14 protein-coding genes are annotated in these 18,141 nt (G+C 41.3%); 1 reads left to right on the forward strand and 13 read right to left on the reverse strand.

The window, feature by feature from the left end:
• From OH458_RS07585 to OH458_RS07640, 12 genes are all read right to left on the reverse strand, one after another.
• The coding region (locus OH458_RS07585) for an oligosaccharide flippase family protein (RefSeq protein ID WP_269977851.1) at positions 1-1,328 on the reverse strand (1,328 nt) is incomplete at its 3' end.
• Positions 1,322-2,488: a VpsD family glycosyltransferase gene (locus tag OH458_RS07590; RefSeq protein ID WP_269977852.1), complete on the reverse strand. Its 1,167-nt coding sequence runs from the start codon at positions 2,486-2,488 to the stop codon at positions 1,322-1,324. The genes OH458_RS07590 and OH458_RS07585, both read right to left, overlap by 7 nt.
• Positions 2,489-2,497: 9 nt before the next feature.
• On the reverse strand, positions 2,498-3,736 hold the full coding sequence (wecC, locus tag OH458_RS07595; RefSeq protein ID WP_269977853.1) for a UDP-N-acetyl-D-mannosamine dehydrogenase: 1,239 nt from the start codon (positions 3,734-3,736) through the stop codon (positions 2,498-2,500).
• Positions 3,737-3,769: 33 nt separating this feature from the next.
• Positions 3,770-4,903, reverse strand: coding sequence for a non-hydrolyzing UDP-N-acetylglucosamine 2-epimerase (gene wecB, locus OH458_RS07600; protein WP_269977854.1), 1,134 nt, complete (start codon positions 4,901-4,903; stop codon positions 3,770-3,772).
• A 15-nt stretch (positions 4,904-4,918) separates the two neighbouring features.
• On the reverse strand, positions 4,919-7,135 hold the full coding sequence (locus tag OH458_RS07605; protein WP_269977855.1) for a GumC family protein: 2,217 nt from the start codon (positions 7,133-7,135) through the stop codon (positions 4,919-4,921).
• Between the two features lie 41 nt (positions 7,136-7,176).
• Positions 7,177-7,716 carry a polysaccharide biosynthesis/export family protein gene (locus OH458_RS07610; protein ID WP_269977856.1) on the reverse strand — a complete coding sequence of 180 codons (540 nt, stop codon included), beginning with the start codon at positions 7,714-7,716 and terminating at the stop codon, positions 7,177-7,179.
• A 6-nt stretch (positions 7,717-7,722) separates the two neighbouring features.
• Positions 7,723-8,958 carry an outer membrane beta-barrel protein gene (locus OH458_RS07615; protein WP_269977857.1) on the reverse strand — a complete coding sequence of 412 codons (1,236 nt, stop codon included), beginning with the start codon at positions 8,956-8,958 and terminating at the stop codon, positions 7,723-7,725.
• Between the two features lie 10 nt (positions 8,959-8,968).
• The gene (locus tag OH458_RS07620) at positions 8,969-10,384 is read right to left on the reverse strand and encodes an undecaprenyl-phosphate glucose phosphotransferase (protein ID WP_038217046.1); all 1,416 of its coding nucleotides are present in this window, start codon (positions 10,382-10,384) and stop codon (positions 8,969-8,971) included.
• A gap of 496 nt (positions 10,385-10,880) precedes the next feature.
• A complete protein-coding gene (pstB, locus tag OH458_RS07625) occupies positions 10,881-11,630 on the reverse strand; it encodes a phosphate ABC transporter ATP-binding protein PstB (protein WP_038135235.1) in 750 nt (249 codons plus the stop codon).
• 42 nt (positions 11,631-11,672) lie between these two features.
• Positions 11,673-12,536 carry a phosphate ABC transporter permease PstA gene (gene pstA, locus OH458_RS07630; RefSeq protein ID WP_005470214.1) on the reverse strand — a complete coding sequence of 288 codons (864 nt, stop codon included), beginning with the start codon at positions 12,534-12,536 and terminating at the stop codon, positions 11,673-11,675.
• A 16-nt stretch (positions 12,537-12,552) separates the two neighbouring features.
• Complete coding sequence (gene pstC, locus OH458_RS07635) at positions 12,553-13,485, reverse strand: phosphate ABC transporter permease subunit PstC (protein ID WP_038188250.1); 933 nt, start codon at positions 13,483-13,485, stop codon at positions 12,553-12,555.
• A gap of 93 nt (positions 13,486-13,578) precedes the next feature.
• Complete coding sequence (locus tag OH458_RS07640; protein ID WP_269977858.1) at positions 13,579-14,400, reverse strand: phosphate ABC transporter substrate-binding protein; 822 nt, start codon at positions 14,398-14,400, stop codon at positions 13,579-13,581.
• A gap of 382 nt (positions 14,401-14,782) precedes the next feature.
• Here OH458_RS07640 and OH458_RS07645 point away from each other — a divergent pair, with 382 nt between their 5' ends.
• The gene (locus OH458_RS07645) at positions 14,783-16,426 is read left to right on the forward strand and encodes a methyl-accepting chemotaxis protein (protein ID WP_269977859.1); all 1,644 of its coding nucleotides are present in this window, start codon (positions 14,783-14,785) and stop codon (positions 16,424-16,426) included.
• Between the two features lie 67 nt (positions 16,427-16,493).
• Here the strand turns inward: OH458_RS07645 and OH458_RS07650 are convergent, their stop codons facing one another.
• Complete coding sequence (locus OH458_RS07650) at positions 16,494-17,837, reverse strand: DEAD/DEAH box helicase (RefSeq protein WP_038136097.1); 1,344 nt, start codon at positions 17,835-17,837, stop codon at positions 16,494-16,496.
• Positions 17,838-18,141 lie beyond the last annotated feature (304 nt).

The following is an 18,141-nucleotide window of genomic DNA, read 5'->3' on the forward strand; positions in this document are numbered from 1 at the left end:
AAGATAGTTATCAAAAAGCTAACTAATTCCGAGAAAAACATAAGAATTATATAACAAAAAACACCAACGACTGAAGAAATAACCGTCGGAATAAGTAAAGATCTATAATACTTTAATTTCCCAACATTCAAAACTTTTGATAAAACGTATACTTGTGATATTAAAAATATCATTTGTGCAATAACATAAGATACTGCAATACCTTCCACCTCATAGTCATTGTACAACAAAAGGGAGCAGGTAATAAGCGAGAGTAGAGAAAACGCATTAGACATTATTTCTCTATATACAACACCTTGTGATTTTAGCAAATCACCCACAACTATTGACAGCGCAGAAACCGTCGCCGCGATAGAAAGAACTTGCAGCAAGGGAACCATTTGTATCCAATTACTGCCGTATACAAGAGAAACAATTAACTCTGCATAGACAATCACGATCACTGTAAATGGAAAAAAAAGTAAGCATAATAACGTTGTTGTCAGATAGAGAATTTGAAACACACGCTTTTTGTCATTTTGCATTGCCGAAAACTCGACAAACAGCACACTACTGACACTTCGAACAATCTGATTTAAAGGTACTTGTACTAGCTTTAATGCTCTCGAGTACAAACCAACTCCAGAAGCACCTGCCGCCAAAGTAACAAAATAACGGTCTGTATTCGATGTAGAGAATAAAAATATACTTTGAACTGTCATAGCAAGAGACATACGTAAGTGCTTTTTGAGAACGTCAAGCTGTAACTCGATATTTAAATCATACTTGCGTAATACATGGAAAACTATTATTAACAGTTTTACTATATGCCTAATGCAAAAAGAATACACTAGAGATAGGTATCCAAAGCCGTTTATCGCCAAAATCATAGCACATATTGAATATATAAGAACCGAAGTCAACTCAGCAGAACCAACTTGCCAGAAACACTGTTTTTTCATCAGAGCTAGCCTAAAAAGATATTCAATTGTCATTATGGGTAAAACAAATATCATAACTTTAAAAGCGCTAAAAAAAAGTTCCGAACCAAAATAACTTGCTAGTACGTTTGAAGATAAATCGGCTACTACGACCAATAAAATACTCAACACTAATAAAAAAATAATGATCGAATTCAAGTCTCTATCTATAGCATCACTGTTTTGGACAAAACTAACAGCATAACTCTTAAAAGCTAGCACTCCTAAGAACTCGACAACCATGAGTGCTAAGACAAACGCACCAAAATCCGCAGGGACAAGAAATCGAGCGATTAGTACCTCAACGCAAAAAATGGTCAGTTGAGATGCCAGATTAAAACTTCCCGTTGAAAAAATGCTCTTTAACATTTTGAAGCTATCTCTTTCGCATATACTGACTCATATTGACCCAATATAAATTCGCTATCAAAACACTCTTCGACAACCTGCCTTGGGCACGAATAGCCGCCTTTAGTTAAAGCCAAAGCATGTTCAATTATTGATTGATAGTCATTTTCATCTACGACCTTAATACTGGAATTTCTTGTTGCTTTATAAATATCGCCAATGACACCTGTTTTTGTACAAATCACTGGAAGACCTGAGGCCAACATTTCTAGTGGGACTAGCCCAAAAGTTTCTTCTTTTGATAAAAATATTCCGATGTCACTTCTTTGGTAATAGCCAATTATTTCATCAGTATTCTTTGAACCTACAAACGATATATAATCAGAAAGGTGGGAATCGTTTATTGATTCTTTAATTTCATTAACATATGACTTTTCAGATATAGGACCTATGACTGTAAGAGTCGTACGATGGCCTAAATTTACTAATTTTTTTACGACTTCGATTACATGATGTATACCTTTTCTTCTTGTTAGTAAAGCACAAGTTACCAATTTAATATCTTTATTTCCCGCTTGCTGCTCTCTAGTTGAAAAAAAATATTTTTCAGATATTGGGTTATATATCACATCGATTGGTTTAATAATATCGTTTTTGATTTCGTTTCGAAATTGGTTACTTACACATGTGTACCTATTAGCTGTGAATGCCGCACAATATGGCACTAAGACTTCATATAAAAAATTATTAAATTTTGATAATCTTTTACGACAAATTTTTTTATAGGAATGAAGAGTAGTTATTATTGGAGTTCCAACTCCCAATAATAACGACCAAGATAACTGGTGCACATGAATAATGTCTGGTTGAAAACATTTTGCCTCTTTCTTGATTAACCATAGATGGTATAAAATGCTTGGCAGCAGCTTGAATATCAGCCCTTGTGAATTCACTCTGAACCTTACTACTTCGACATTATTGTTTAGTTTTATTAATTTACCGCACTCTGAAGGTCTCAAGGTATTACTCGGATCAAATGCTATAACACGATAAACATAACTTTCTTTATCCCGCAGTTGTAGCCGTTTCACGAGCATCTGGCATACAGAATCTACCCCTCCCTCATTTTTGCTCCCCCATTTGAGAGTGGAAAGAGGCACCACTAGTAGTACTTTATTCATTGTCATCTTCTAAGCAATCCCGCGAGTATCAATCACTACCTTGGTTGCAAACTGCGTCTTATCTGCACTTTTAAACTGTTTGTGATCGACCAGAATTACAATAATGTTTGCTCTCTCTAGTGCCGCATCCAACGCCATTTGCTCGACACCAGCGTTGACAAGTTTTTCAGGAATAGCGTGTACATTTGGCTCGACAGCTAAAACTTGACCTATATTTTTTGCCGCGAGTTCTTCTACTATTTGTAGAGCAGGGCTTTCGCGTAAGTCGTCGATATCTGCCTTAAACGCTAAACCTAAACACGCAATGACCGGTCGTTTAAACTCATCTGCAGCTTTCTCTACCTGATTAATAACATAGTGTGGTTTTGCGTCATTCGTTAAACGCGCTTGACGTATAATTTTTGCCTCTTCTGGTGCACTATCCACAATAAACCAAGGGTCAACAGCAATACAGTGTCCACCAACGCCAGGACCTGGACTAAGTACGTTTACACGTGGATGGCGGTTGGCTAATTTGATCAACTCCCAAACGTTGATTTTTAGCTTGTCACAAATAACAGATAGCTCATTGGCGAAAGCAATATTCACATCTCGGAATGAGTTCTCCGTTAGTTTCGCCATTTCCGCTGTACGTGCATTGGTTACGATGCATTCGCCACGGACGAAGGTAGAATAGAGCTCTGCCGCTCTATCGCTACATGCTTTCGAAAGCCCGCCGATGACTCGATCATTTGAAACAAGCTCTTGCAAAACGTAACCAGGAAGCACGCGTTCAGGGCAATGTGCAACTTTAATATCAGCAGCATCACCTTTTTGTTGAGGGAACGTCAAATCAGGTCTAGCCGCCGCCAACCATCCAGCAAGTTTTTCAGTCGCGCCGACCGGCGAAGTAGACTCGAGAATAACTAAGTTACCTTTCTCGAGCATCGGAGCGATGGCTTCACAAGCCGCTTCGATATAGGAAAGATCAGGCTCCTTATCTCCTTTAAAAGGTGTAGGAACAGCAACCATAAAAGCATCAGCCTTTTCAGGTGTTGTTGTAGCTCTTAAGTTACCTGTACTCACCACACCGCGTACGACAATGTCTAAATCTGGCTCAACGATATGTATGTTACCTTCGTTAATAGTATCAACCGCATTTTGGTTGACATCTACACCAACGACTTCAATACCTCGAGATGCAATGACCGCAGCTGTAGGCAACCCGATATAACCAAGACCAATAACAGAGATTTTTTGGAACGACATGATTTATTCCTAATATCAGAAAATTAAAAATTATTAAAAATACTTGCGAATGGCATTAATGATGCGACTGCACGCCTGACCGTCACCATACGGGTTGTGTGCCTTACTCATTTTTGTATAGGCTTCTTCATCATTAATTAGGCGATTGACTTCTGAAATTATGGACACTTTATCTGTACCCACTAATTTAACTGTCCCTGCTGCTACAGCTTCAGGGCGCTCTGTTGTTTCACGCATAACGAGTACCGGTTTTCCAAGTGAAGGGGCTTCTTCTTGAATACCACCAGAATCAGTTAAAATGAGATACGATCTATCCATTAAATAAACAAACGGTAAATAGTCCTGAGGTTCAATAAGGTAGACATTGTCTATACCTTTCAAAATTCGATTCACCGGTTCTTGGACATTCGGATTAAGGTGCACAGGATAAATGATTTGTGAATTTGGGTTGGTTTGCGCTATTTCTGCCAAAGATTCACAGATACGTTCAAATCCCCCGCCAAAGCTCTCTCTTCGATGCCCAGTCACCAAAATCATCTTTTTACTAGGATCTAACATTGGGAAAACATGTTCCAATGTTTCGATTAAATCGACGTCCTCTCTGAGGCGATGTTTTATTAGCATTAATGCATCAATAACTGTGTTCCCTGTTATTGATACACTCGTTTGTTCAACGTTCTCAGCGTATAAATTGCGTGCGGAACCTTGCGTTGGCGCAAAATGTAACGTGCTCAAAGCACCAGTTAGTTTTCTATTCCCTTCTTCTGGCCAAGGTGAGTATATATTACCCGTCCGCAGCCCTGCTTCCACATGACCCACAGCAATTTGTTCATAATATGCGGCAAGGCTAGCCGAAAGAGTTGTTGCTGTATCACCGTGCACCAGAACCATGTCCGGCTTAAATTCCTGCAATACGTGGCGGAGACCTAAAAGAATTTTGGTCGTCACATCATTTAGAGATTGGCCAGGTTTCATAATATTCAGATCAAAATCAGGCTTGATGTCAAAAAGATCCAATACTTGATCTAACATTTCTCTGTGTTGTGCTGTAACACACACCTTTGCTTCAATACCAGCAGCCACTTCAAGTTCTTTTACCAACGGAGCCATTTTGATTGCTTCTGGACGAGTACCAAAGACAGTAAGTATTTTAATTGGTGAGTTCATTGTATTCCGTTACCTTTAACTATTTTGCGCGTATTGCGCATACTCTGAGTAATTGTGTGAGCCCTTTTTCGGTGAAGGAATCTGATTTAGTACTACACCATCAATAGTTATTTGATGCTTGGTAAACAAAGTCATTGTGTGTTTATACACCGATTTAGATGTACTATTTGCTTTTATAACCAGAAGAATACCTTGGGTTAATTTTCCGATTATAAATGCGTCTTTAACGGGTAACACAGGAGGTGTATCAAATATAATTCGATCATATTTACTTGCTAAGTATGTCACGAGTTTTTCAAATGCTTTACTACTTAGCATCTCTTGAGGGTTTGACGCTAACATGCCTGCACCTAATACATCTAGATTCGAATCTCCAATTGTCGCTATACATTCTTCAAAAGGCGTATTCATCAACAAAATATTAGTTAAACCTGGTTGACTAACAGACAAGCCGAATCGCCCTGCAATAGATGGCTTTCTCAGATCGCAGTCTATGAGAAGGACTTTTTCAAGCTTAGAAAATGACAGTGCCAGATTTACAGACGTCGTAGTTTTACCCTCACCAGGGACAGAAGATGAAATAGCCAGCATCTTTCTCTCTGAATTCTGAAGGTTCAAGTACAAAGATGTCCGGATAGAGTCGACTGATTCTTGGAATACAGCAAACTTGTTATTAGTAAATAGTCTCGAGTCGATAGGTGATTTCCTGTATTCCTTATCTTTTACTATCGGCAGCGTGCCAATGGGTAAGAGGCCAAGTTTGTTTTCAAAATCACGAGCAGACTCGATTGTATTATTGAATGCGTCTAAGCAGATAACCAGCACAGTGGCAAAGCCAAGACTGGCAACAAATGCTAGAAAAACAATCAGCTTTTTGTTTGGTTTGTTTGGATATTGAGGTGTGAGAGCATAGTCACTAAAGCGTGCATTGGCAGCACTAAAGTCACTAGTTGCTGTTGTTTCTTTTTGGCGAGTCAAGAACAAGTCATACAGCTTTGCGTTTGTATCAACTTCTCTCTTCAATGCATCATATTCGCGCTTTATTACACTCAGAGATTGAAATTCATCTTTCTTGCTTAGTAACTCTCGTTTTAAAAGCTCTTCTTGATTGATTGCGCTAGCTAGCTCTTTTTCAATGCCATTGATTAGTTTTTTTACAACTTTCGCTGCTCTTTGTTGAATAGATTTAAGCTGCGCGTTGGCTTGAATCATTTTGTCATGCTTTGGACCGTATCGCTTGGCGAGCTCACTGACTTCTCTCTCTGCATTTGATTCTGCAAAACGGATATCTCTTATCTGTGGGTGGTTAGATATCTGCGAAATAGAAGCAAGAGTAGCGACATCCTTCGCAGAGTTGCTCTTAAGAGCATTGTACAACGCTTGAGTTTCAATCCGCCTATCCGTAGCCTTTGCAATTCGGTCGGTTAGATTTGAAAGCTCTGAACTAGTGAGCGCGATAATACCGCTATCATCAATCAGCTCTTGCTGTTTGAGAAAACTCAATAATGCCTGCTCAGACTCATCGAGCTGACTTTTTAGTTCTGCCAAACGTTGGTTAATCCAGCCAGTAGCTTGCTCTGTTGCGACTAGTTTTGATTCAAGGTTGTTCTCAATAAACGCGAGACCGACTTCGTTGGCAATTTTTGCAGCCAATTCTGGGTCAGTAGATTCAAACGAGATGTTCACTAGTTGGGTTTTTCTAATAGGCGAAATACTCAACTTACCTTTAAAAGCTGTTAACACTTTGCGATTAACTGATTCTTCAACACTTTTGAGATCAAGCTCTGTTATTTCTTTTTGAGGGAAATAAGATTCAACAATTGGATGCGATAGTATCTGTTGTTTAAGACTTCCTAATAAGCCTTTTTCTGAAGACTCTACGCTCGGATTAAACTCCTCAAGTTCCGATAGTCGGAGCTTATCAATCACACGTTGCGCCACTTGATTCGATTTCAAAATCTCATATTGAGTGAGGTAGTATTCTTGTGCTTTAGTATCAATGCCAATCACCTCCTCAATAGAGACAGCTTTGGCTGTACTTGATTCAATAAGGAGGGTTGCCGTTGCCTTATAGGTTGGTGTTATTGATAAAACCACCATGACGGCTAAAGCAGTACACAATAATGAAAAAAACGAAATGGAAAACCAGCGCGATTTGATCAAGTGTACATAATATCCGATATCGATCAATTGCTCGTTTCTAGACTGTGTTGTATGGGTGTTATTAAGCATGCTGACGTCCATAGCTTGTTATTTTAGATAAACGGTCGTAATTAGAAAAAACTTTGCTCAATAACAATAATGTCCCCTGGCATCACTTTATTTGAGAGTTTTACTTTGCTTTTAGATTCTTCTGAACCTGACTTTGCAATATAGACTTTTCCTCTTGCAGCACGGTCAGTAAACCCTCCAGCCAATGCGATTGCTTTATCGACGGTTAAACCCGGTTGATATTCATAGCCACCCGGCTTCTTTACTTCACCATTGACATAGATACTGCGAAAACCGATAACGCTCAAACGCACCTTTGGATCGATCAGGTAGTCGCCTTTTAACCCTTTCACTATTTCGTTGCGCAACTGTTCCGGTGTTTTATTAAGAGCATTGAGTTGCCCTAAATATGGATACTCAAATCTTCCGCCATTACTTATATATAGTTCTGAAATTGACAAGTCTTCTTCACCATAAACTGAGATTTGAAGCTTATCACCTGCCCCTATCTTATAGGTATCATCAAACGCTTCAGCATTAGCTTTTAATGTCAAAGAAAACACAACTAAAAATATTGATATGTATTTAATCATTGAAGACATTATCCGTTAGAAAATAAGGTTTGCTGACACGTAGTAAACATTTTGCTTATATTTATTTTGTTCTATAGATGAGTCATTATTCTCTAAACGCCATCCCGCACCAATCTCGATATCATCGCGTAGTTCATATCCTAGTCCGAGGCCGAGTCTATATAAATCTTCGGTACGTGTTGACTCTGAATAGTCATCTTTTACATATAAAAAAGACAGGTTCGTAAATAAGTTTGAACGCCAGTAGTGCTTCCAGTTTGAATCAAAACTCTTTTCATCCACGTAATTAGAACCTTGCTCAGGATCTTTTGCACGCTGGGCGGCAGAGACAAGCACCGTAGAATAAGATAGCGGTTTCCATTCGAGGTCTAAATCCCAACTAAAGCCATTAAAGTCCACTTTGTCTGCTTCAGAATAAGACTTGTTTTGGAAACCTAATCGCAGTTTACCTTTGGTTTTTCCGGTAATATCCCAAGTCGCACCTGTTAGTAGAAATCTATCTACGCTATCTTGAGACGTAGTTGTATCTGTTCCATCGTATTTATAGTCTCGATTATTAACATCTACTTCCACTAATAACTGAGTTGCGGGTAAAGCTCGATAGTAAAACGCCATTCCGATACCAAACTCAAAGTAGTCTTTGTATTTAGTACTTAATGGGGTAAATTGAGGTTCTTTGATGTTTCTATAATTTTGATAGTTTTTGTCTTCCAAACGAAGAGATGACTCAATTCGCCCCTTTGCTTCGTCAGAACCATAAGCATGAGTGATACTCGCTTTATGAACGGAAAACTCTACCGGACTTTCCGCAATAGTCGACAAATTATCCCCAGCAAGAATACCAGTACCACGCTCTTCATGTTGGTATAAAAATGCATAGTCGATAGACAACGAGTTACGGCGATTGATCGAAATGAAGTTTTCGCTTACAAAGCGATGATCAATGTAGTTATCGTCACGACTATCGAAGTAAGTACCAGAAGACAGTTGATAGAGTAGTTGATACAGGCTCTCCCCTCTCTCAGCCTGCAAAGCAACACCTGGCTCAAGCACGACTAAGGATGAAGACTCTGGATTCTCTTGTTTAGAGTATCGACCTATGTTGTCATTGTATTCATATGCACTGTTAAAAATCGGAATTACTTTTATTCCAGACTCCGTTACATATCCATTTCCTTCCAGAGCTGCATGGGCATGACTCCCGACAATAGATAAGGCAAGAGCAGACAGTACCTTGTTCGATATCTTCATGGGTAATCCTTTAATAAGCTGTTTTACCGGTGAAACCTTTGAAAATTGTTAGATACACTATTTTAATATCTAACCACAGAGTCCAGTTTTGAATGTAGGTTAAGTCGTACTCAACTCTCTTTTGCATCTTGTCGAGTGTGTCTGTTTCGCCTCTGTAGCCATTGACCTGAGCCCACCCCGTTATTCCGGGTTTGACATGATGACGAAGCATATATTTGTCAATCACCCCCCTGTATTCCTCGTTATGTGCAACGGCATGAGGTCGTGGTCCGACAATTGACATCTGTCCTGTTAAAACATTAAAGAACTGGGGCAATTCGTCTAAAGAGGTCCGCCTGATAAAAGCGCCAAATTTCGTGACTCTCGGGTCTCCCTTAGTCGCTTGCTTAACAACAGGGCCATTATCTGTTGCTCGCATTGAACGGAATTTCCAAACTTTTATTGAACGACCATCTAACCCATAGCGATCTTGTTTGAAAATAATTGGACCCGGGGAAGAAAGTTTTACACCGACGGCGACAAATAGAAGGATTGGTGCTATTGCTAGAATGATAAGAATGGATAAAACTACATCTTCAATCCGTTTAATCACCGATGAAAAACCTCGAAAAGGAGTATCATGTACACTGAGCGTCACGACGTTACCTATGCTATTCCACCTAGAGTGCAGTAAATCAAAAGTGAAAAAGTCAGGGACAATATGCACATGTGCGTTAGAGTCAGCAAAGGCATTCAGAATTTGTTTGATACGCTTTGCAGCTTCCATTGGAAGAGCGACATAAACGTTCTTTACACTTCCATGTTTGGCTAGCAATAAGGCGTCATCAATATTGCCCAACATTTTTAGATTGGTTTGGACAGAGCCTAAACTATCTTCAATCCTTTCTAACGTTCTGTCATCGTAAAAACCAACTAACGTCTCGCCATTGTGTTTATTTTTCTCTAATTCTTTTCCTAGTAGCAACCCTGCTCGAGTCGCACCAATAATGATAGATTTATTACGGTAACAATCATCTGGCCTTAAACGCTCGGGTAATGCAAATACTGCCCATCGCCATAACATCAAAGATACGGGAGTCACTAGGAACCACACACCAAGTACGACACGAGAATACGAATCTGAAACCTTAAGGAAGAAACCTATTGCTAATGAGATTGCAATACAGATAAGCCAGGAAATAAGCACTGTTACTAGAAGTTGATTTAACGAAACACGCTTGTGTGTGCGGTATACCCCAGAGACTTCAGCAGCTAAGTAATAAGACACTAAAACGAAAGATAGAATTACCTTATAAAGAGACGAAAACTCTTCTACATAGATAAGTGTTGTGACAATAAGAACAAAACTGATGATAAATATATCGAAAAATCGATACATCAGTACCGATTCTTCTCCATGCTGCTTTATAGGATATCCAGTTTCCATATGAGTTGTTAGGCCTATCTCTGTCGTTCAACGCTACCGCCCTTAGGTTTAGCCCCCAAAGTACTTAAGCAAAAATAATTGTTGTCTGTCGAAATCCAATTTCTGAATCTCATTTTTATAGCGTATATAGTCTGAATATTTTTCACCGAAAAACAAACACCCTTTAATACCTTATTACTAGAGTTCTTTTTATTGAGAGTGTAAATTTTCTTAACTTTGAGAAAGTAGAATTTAGCGCGCTTTAACTCGAATAAATGTGAAAAACACCTTTCGAAGTCAGTAATTATCCATTAGTTGACATGACTGATAACTAGCACCTTTGATCTTACGAATATCATAATTAATAAACTTTTGTTCTAGTACTTTGTTTTGTGCATTTTTTATTTTCAATCTTGTTGCATTTGAAAGCTAAAAAACAAAAAAGCCCCTCCTGAAGAGGGGCAAAAGTACCATCGCTTATAGTTATAGTGATATTGCCAGTAAATAGCGTTTAAAGTTAACCGAAATCACCGTTGACATAACCTTTGGTGCGATCATCTTTTGGTGAACTAAAGATGTTTTGCGTTTCATCGTGTTCGACCAACTCCCCCATTAGAAAGAATGCGGTCCGGTCAGAGATACGACGCGCTTGCTGCATAGAGTGCGTCACGATGACAATGGTGTAGTTCTTTTTCAGCTCTTCCATCAACTCTTCAATTTTATGTGTTGCAATGGGGTCCAACGCAGAAGTAGGCTCATCCATCAGGATCACATCTGGCTCCATCGCGATGGTGCGTGCGATGCACAGACGCTGCTGCTGACCACCAGATAGACCAAACGCATGAGACTTAAGACGATCTTTTACTTCGTCCCATAGTGCCGCGCCGCGTAGAGAGCGCTCAACCACTTCGTCAATGTGCTTTTTGTCTTTCACACCTTGAGCACGCAGACCATACGCCACGTTCTCGTAAATGCTCATTGGAAACGGGTTTGGCTTTTGGAACACCATGCCGACTTTAATACGCAGATCCGCTACATCGATATTGCCATAAATATCGGTACCATCCATATCCAGCTTACCGGTGATTTTTACGCCTTCAATAAGATCATTCATGCGGTTTAGGCAACGCAACAAGGTAGATTTCCCGCAGCCAGAAGGGCCGATAAGTGCCGTTACTTGGCGAGTTGGAATCGGCAAATTGATTGCTTTTAGTGCTTGGTTGTCGCCGTAAAATAGGTCTAGATTTTCAATATCAAACTTGTTCATTTTCTTAATCTCTTCAATTCTTTAATTCGTATTTGCGTGCGATTAGTACGTCGCTTTGTTGAAGCGGCTAGCAATAAGCTTTGTCGTCATGTTGATCAATAAGACCACGACAATCAGCACTGTCGCTGTACCGTAAGCTTGGTTCCACTCTTCAATAGTGAACAGCTCGGTAGTCAGCTTGTATAGGTGAACGGTCAGCGTGCGACCCGAGTCGAGCAGAGAGTCGGGAACTCGAGCAACCATGCCAGCTGTTAGGAAAACAGGGGCCGATTCACCAATGACACGACCAATACTAAGAATGACCGAAGTTAAGATACCTGGTGTCGCACTGGGTAAGATTAAACGCCAGATAGTATAGATTTTCGAAGAGCCTAGCGCGTAAGAGCCCTCACGATAGGTTTGTGGCACAGCCATCAATGCTTCTTCCGTCGTGCGGATAATGACAGGCAGAATCAGGATACTCAAAGTCAGTGCGCCCGAAAGGATCGAGAAGCCCAGACCGAGAATCGCGACGAAGAATGTCATACCGAATAGACCAAAGATAATCGATGGTATACCCGCCAATGACTCAGTACAGAAACGGATAACTTTGACCAGCTTACTGCCGACTTTTGCATACTCCGTTAAGTAGATGGCCGTCATAATGCCCAGTGGCGCTGCCACGGCAATAGAGGCGATAACCATGTAGATAGTCGCCACTATCATAGGGAAAATACCTTTCTCCTCCCCAGTCGCCGTGTAGTTATCGGTGATGAATGCCCAATCAACATGCTTTAGACCATTCGATAAAATGTACCAAATGATCCAGAATAGGAAACCTACCGTTAACGCAGCGGCGGCCCAGATAAAACCGTTTAGGATCTTATCCTTAAACTCTCGAGATTGTTTTAGTTTTGCGCGGTCCATAATCGTCACCTATCGCTTATTTCGCTTTTTCGCGATTGAGATAAAGAAGAGCTGCATTGAGCATCATGATGAAAACAAGCAGTACAACACCCGTGGCGTAAAGTGCATTAGCGTGAACACCACTTGCGTAGGACATTTCGATCGCAATATTAGCCGTTAGCGTACGCGCAGAGTCCAATATACCCTCAGGCATCGCGGGTGCGTTACCCATTACCATGATGATGGCCATAGTCTCACCAAGTGCACGACCGATACCGAGGATAACCCCAGTCATAATGCCGCTGCGAGCTGCTGGAACAAGGAGCTTAAAAATGGTGTAGATCTTAGATGCTCCAAGTGCTAACGAGCCTTCTTTGTAAGTGCGAGGAACCGCTCGGATAGACGTTTCAGAAACGGTTATCACCGTTGGTAGAATCATTACACCCAAAACAATAATACCCGCCAAAATTGTGTTACCTGCCGGCACTTGGAAGATATTTTGAATTAGAGGAACGATGATTACCAAGCCAAAAAAGCCGTATACCACTGATGGAATACCCGCCAAAAGCTCAACCGCCGGACGAATAACATCAGCCACACGTTTCGGCGCAATTTCAGCGATGAAAATTGCGGTCAATACGCCAACGGGAACACCCACAATCACGGCACCAAATGTTGACACAACAGAGGCAACAATCATGGTTGCAACGCCGTACAGCGCCGGTGGTAGCCAGTCTTGGCCAAGGACAATGCCCGACACTCCCGCTTCTTGGAATGCAGGGATAGATTCTTTAACAATGAAGTAAGCAATAATTGCCAGAGAGACGATACCGATTACGGCACTCGCTAGAAACAGGCCATGGAAGATGCGCTCTTTCCAGTCAACGCGTTTGCGCTCTCGTAATGCTGGCTTAGAAACTTGAGTTGCTTCAGTATTCATAAGCTTTTCACTATTGGTTGCGATGGTCATAAAATTCTTACCTGGAGAACGAAAAGATTCGTTTCAGAGTCAGAAAAGGCTCAGCCCAAAATTAGGCTGAGCAATTAAGTCGATTTACTGGGATTAGTTAACTGAGATGTAGCCTTTCTTGTCTACAAGCGCCTGTGCGTCGTCAGATACTATCCACTCTAGGAACTTCTGAGTTTGTGCTGATGGCTTACCTTCTTTGTAAAGAACTAGGAATGGACGTGCCACTTTGTAAGAGCCGTTCTTAACGTTATCTACATTTGCTGCAACGCCGTCGATAGATACTGCGTTTACTGAGTTATCAACTGTACCAAGAGAGATGTAGCCAATAGCGTAAGGGTTTGACGCAACCATAGTTTTTAGTGCACCGTTACCGTTAGCAACTTGAGCACGTTGTGAGATTGCAGAAACTTTCTTACCAGAGATTTTCTTTTTCAATTTCATGATGTCTTCGAAAGCACCACGAGTACCAGAAGCGGTATCACGAGTGATAGCAACGATAGGCTTGTCTGCACCACCAACATCTTTCCAGTTGGTGATTTCGCCTTTGTAGATTGCTGTGACTTGCTCAGCAGTTAGGCCGCTTAGATCGTTTTTCGGGTTAACAACAACTGCGATACCGTCCATTGCCACTGTAAGCTCTTTAAGAGCAGGCTCTTTTTCGGAATCTTTTAGGTTACGAGAAGACATACCTAGGTCAGCACTGCCGTTTTTCGCCGCTTTCACACCCGCAGAAGAACCTGGGCCTTGAACTTCAATAAATACATCTGAGTTTGTCTTCATGTATGTTTCAGAGAAAACTTCCATCAGTGGAGTTACGCTGCTAGAGCCCACTGCAGAGATCGTTTCTTTAGCAGAAACTGAAGTCACTGCCATTGCGCCTAGAAGTGCGATTGCACCGATAACTGTCTTTTTCATCACAATATCCTTAATTGGCTTTATTGCCGTTGTGTTTCACTTGAACGATGCTCACTTTAGGACCCTTATGTGACAGTTGTGTTTCACTTAGTTGAAGCCTCTATGACAGCTTAGTTTTGCTCTTTCTCCTCTAATACTCATTGAGTTATGAATCAATTATTGTGAGAAACTGTGTCAGCTGGATTATAATAATTGATGCAATTGATTACATAAGACACTGAAAATTCAATAAATTAAGTTGCATAACGTCCTATCAAAAATTGCACACAATTCTAAATTTGTGTGTTGAATTATCCTCTCAGGGAATTAGAATCATTCTCGAAACTAATAAAAATAATAATTTATTTACTATTACATTGCTTTTTTATGAAGAGGACCTTTCATGCGCCAACTACTCAGTGGCTTGTCTATTAAGCTTCAGGTGGTTGTGCCTGTTATTTTTACTTTGTTACTTCTCGTTGCAGGTATCAGTTACAGCACTTCAAATCTGAAAAATGTTTTCAATCAAGTAACCATCTCTACCGAAAACTTGGTCACCCACAAGGATGAACTCACCAAAATCATCGACAACACTTACGGAATGCGCATTAAAGCCATTTACAGCCTTTTTAGATCCGATGATGTAGCGCAACTTGCAACGACTTTGGAATCCAAAAAGCAAACCAATTTCCGCTTGTTGGACTCCCTAGCCCAGGTGAAAGGTCTCGAGGCAGAAGTGAAAGCGATGCGCAACGCCATCGACGATTACGTGAGCTATTCTATTGATACAATGACGCCCTTGCTAAAGACCAAACACGCTAGCGAATCATTGTCTGCGGCGTTTGAGCAACAGTACGAACAAGCATCAAACGTATACCGAACCAAGGGCAACGCGATGGTAAAAGCGATCGACGACTTGTCCGCTAAACTCAACGAAATTGCATTGCACGAAGTCGCAGCCAACCAAACCAGTCACTCGAATGTGATGTTTAACGCGATCCTCGGCTTACTTGCCGTGCTTGGTACCGCCCTAGTGATAAGCTGGCTACTAGCAGGTATCATCGTTACTCCAATCAAATCACTGCAAAAAGCTATGAAAGAGCTTGCTCAAGGCAACCTCAAAACGGAAGTAAGCGTTGAGGGTAACAACGAAATCACTGCGCTATCACAAGACTTCAACTCGACGGTTAAGCAGCTACAAGGAACCGTAGATGCGCTGGTACGAATCAGTGTTGATGTTGCTTCTGCTTCGACTGAGCTTGCAGCAGTAATGACGCAGTCAAGTGCAAACTCCGACCAAGAAAAGAACGAAGTTGAGCACGTGGCAGCAGCCATAAACCAAATGGAAAGCACCGCTTCTGAGGTCACCGAAAACGCTAATCAAGCCGATTCTGCCTCTACACATGCTGACAAACTTGCACGTGAGAGCCTCGCCGTATTTGAACAGAACACGCGTTCAAGTGAGAAAATGGCTCATCAGCTTTCAGAAGCCGCAACAGTAGTAAACTCACTGAAAGAACAATCTGAGCAAATTGGTAAAGTCATTGAAGTTATCGAAAGTATTTCAGAGCAAACCAACTTACTTGCGCTCAATGCTGCGATCGAAGCGGCTCGAGCAGGCGAGAGTGGTCGCGGTTTTGCCGTTGTCGCAGATGAAGTCCGTATGCTTGCAGCACGCACGCAAGAGTCAACCAAAGAGATCCAAGTCATTATCGAAGAGCTGCAAAGACAATCAGGAAGCGCGAATGAGAGCATGAACTCGAGTTTAGAGCTACTGAGTCACAATCAAGACCAAGCCAGTAAGGTTAGAGAGTCATTGGGTAACATTAGCGCCTCAATCTCAGAACTGACAACTATAAACGCTCAAGTCGCCGTTGCATCGGAAGAGCAAGGGCAAGTAACCTCTGACGTAAACAACAACCTGAGCAACATTTACGAGCTTGTAAGCCAAAATGTAACTGGAATTACCCAAGCTGCTGCCGCAAGCCAAGAGTTGTCAACGCTAGCGGAAAACCAAAAGCAACAACTGGGTTTCTTCAAGGTCTAACCGCTGTAATTAAGCAACAAAAAAGGGGCTGCCAATTGGCAGCCCCTTTCTGTTTTGATTGACCTGTTTATTCGTCGTCCGCTTTCGGAGCAACTTTCTTTTTCGGGATGAACACACTGTCACCCACAGCCACGTTTTGGTGGAAGCTCTTATCACGCTTCACTGGTTTCTTAACTGCTTTCTTCGCTTGAGGTTTAGCACTCTTAGTCACTTTGCCCTTATTGCGGAAATCTGGCTTACGCGGTTTTAACCCTTTGAATTTCCCTTTTAAACCTTCAAGCTCTGAAAAGCTCAGGTCTTGCTGTAAGTAGGCTTCAACGCGTTTAAAGCTGTCCCAGTCTTTCGGACCAACCAATGAGATCGCATCTCCTTTATTGCCAGCACGACCAGTACGACCCACTCGGTGAACGTATTCTTCCGTGTGTTTTGGCATATCAAAGTTGATTACGTGGGTAACATTCGCAATATCAAGGCCACGAGAAGCAACATCCGTCGTAACCAAAATCTTAAACACCGCTCGCTCAAACTGGCTCATGATGGTGTTGCGCTGAGTTTGATTTAGATTGCCACTTAGCGCGATTGCTTTCAGCTTTTTCTCATTGAGTTTTTCGGTCAAACGATCGGTGTCAGCTCGTGTTGCCGTAAAGATTATAATCTGCTTGTACTCTGCTTCTTGCAGCACACGCTCCAATATCGCCTCTTTGTGATCAAGGTGATCACACAGGTAAAACTTCTGAGTGATGTCCTTGTGCTCTTCATTCGAGACTCCGACAGCAATGCGCTTTGGTGCATTCAACATTTCAAAAGCGATATCATTCACTTCCGCATGATCCAATGTCGCAGAGAACATCAAAGTCTGACGACGACGGTGTTTTGCCGCATTATGAATACGGCGTAACTCTGGTGCAAAACCAAGGTCGAGCATACGGTCTGCTTCATCAAGAACCAAGGTTTCTAACCCTTCTAAGAAAAGCGAACGATGCTCTAGGTGATCCGCCAAACGACCTGGGGTCGCGACGATAAACTTAGGGTACTTTCGTAGAGCTTTTACTTGGTCATTAAAGTTTTCACCACCAACGATCAAAGTGGCGTCATAAGACAAGCCAGCCAACATTGTGCGCAGCTCTCCGTACACCTGTTTTGCAAGCTCACGCGTTGGTGCAAGTATCACAGCACGAGGATCTTTGGCAGAAAACGCTTTGCTCTTTAACGACTTGTGCAGCATAGGCAAAACAAAGGCAAGCGTTTTACCTGAACCTGTTTTTGACGAAGCCAACAAGTCTTTACCAGCAATCGCGACCGGTATTGCTTTTTGCTGGATCTCCGTAGCTTTCTTAAAATCGAGATGTTTTAAGTTTTTTAACAAGCGGTTGTCTAAGCCTAAATCTTTAAAATGCAAAGTATTCTCCATTGGTGCAGCAATATTTTCCACCACTCAAAAAGAGTGAGTTGGAACCGAAAATGAGTAAAAACAGGCTATGATACCTAGATTTATCCAAAGTAGATAGTGATCACATTAAATATCACTTGATGGTCGAAAATGGATAAGAATGGTTCTCAAAAGCCGATGCAATTATAGCTCTCACCAATGAGACTCAGCTCAACTTATTGGATAATTGCTTAAATTCTTGGGTTTTTTTGACTTTATTCTGCTTTAGCAAGCGTAAAATTAGCACTACACTATTCACGTCACTATACGCAAGAGAAGGTATAGG

The organism is Vibrio sp. MarTm2 (assembly GCF_027587055.1).
Classification (GTDB): domain Bacteria; phylum Pseudomonadota; class Gammaproteobacteria; order Enterobacterales; family Vibrionaceae; genus Vibrio; species Vibrio sinaloensis_D.

What these genes read in the sequence shown, in the direction of transcription:
- OH458_RS07590 (WP_269977852.1), bottom strand. Translation starts at nt 2,488, where the DNA reads ATGAATAAAGTACTACTAGTGGTGCCTCTTTCCACTCTCAAATGGGGG.
- wecC (WP_269977853.1), bottom strand. Translation starts at nt 3,736, where the DNA reads ATGTCGTTCCAAAAAATCTCTGTTATTGGTCTTGGTTATATCGGGTTG.
- wecB (WP_269977854.1), bottom strand. Translation starts at nt 4,903, where the DNA reads ATGAACTCACCAATTAAAATACTTACTGTCTTTGGTACTCGTCCAGAA.
- OH458_RS07605 (WP_269977855.1), bottom strand. Translation starts at nt 7,135, where the DNA reads ATGCTTAATAACACCCATACAACACAGTCTAGAAACGAGCAATTGATC.
- OH458_RS07610 (WP_269977856.1), bottom strand. Translation starts at nt 7,716, where the DNA reads ATGTCTTCAATGATTAAATACATATCAATATTTTTAGTTGTGTTTTCT.
- OH458_RS07615 (WP_269977857.1), bottom strand. Translation starts at nt 8,958, where the DNA reads ATGAAGATATCGAACAAGGTACTGTCTGCTCTTGCCTTATCTATTGTC.
- OH458_RS07620 (WP_038217046.1), bottom strand. Translation starts at nt 10,384, where the DNA reads ATGGAAACTGGATATCCTATAAAGCAGCATGGAGAAGAATCGGTACTG.
- pstB (WP_038135235.1), bottom strand. Translation starts at nt 11,630, where the DNA reads ATGAACAAGTTTGATATTGAAAATCTAGACCTATTTTACGGCGACAAC.
- pstA (WP_005470214.1), bottom strand. Translation starts at nt 12,536, where the DNA reads ATGGACCGCGCAAAACTAAAACAATCTCGAGAGTTTAAGGATAAGATC.
- pstC (WP_038188250.1), bottom strand. Translation starts at nt 13,485, where the DNA reads ATGACCATCGCAACCAATAGTGAAAAGCTTATGAATACTGAAGCAACT.
- OH458_RS07640 (WP_269977858.1), bottom strand. Translation starts at nt 14,400, where the DNA reads ATGAAAAAGACAGTTATCGGTGCAATCGCACTTCTAGGCGCAATGGCA.
- OH458_RS07645 (WP_269977859.1), top strand. Translation starts at nt 14,783, where the DNA reads ATGCGCCAACTACTCAGTGGCTTGTCTATTAAGCTTCAGGTGGTTGTG.
- OH458_RS07650 (WP_038136097.1), bottom strand. Translation starts at nt 17,837, where the DNA reads ATGGAGAATACTTTGCATTTTAAAGATTTAGGCTTAGACAACCGCTTG.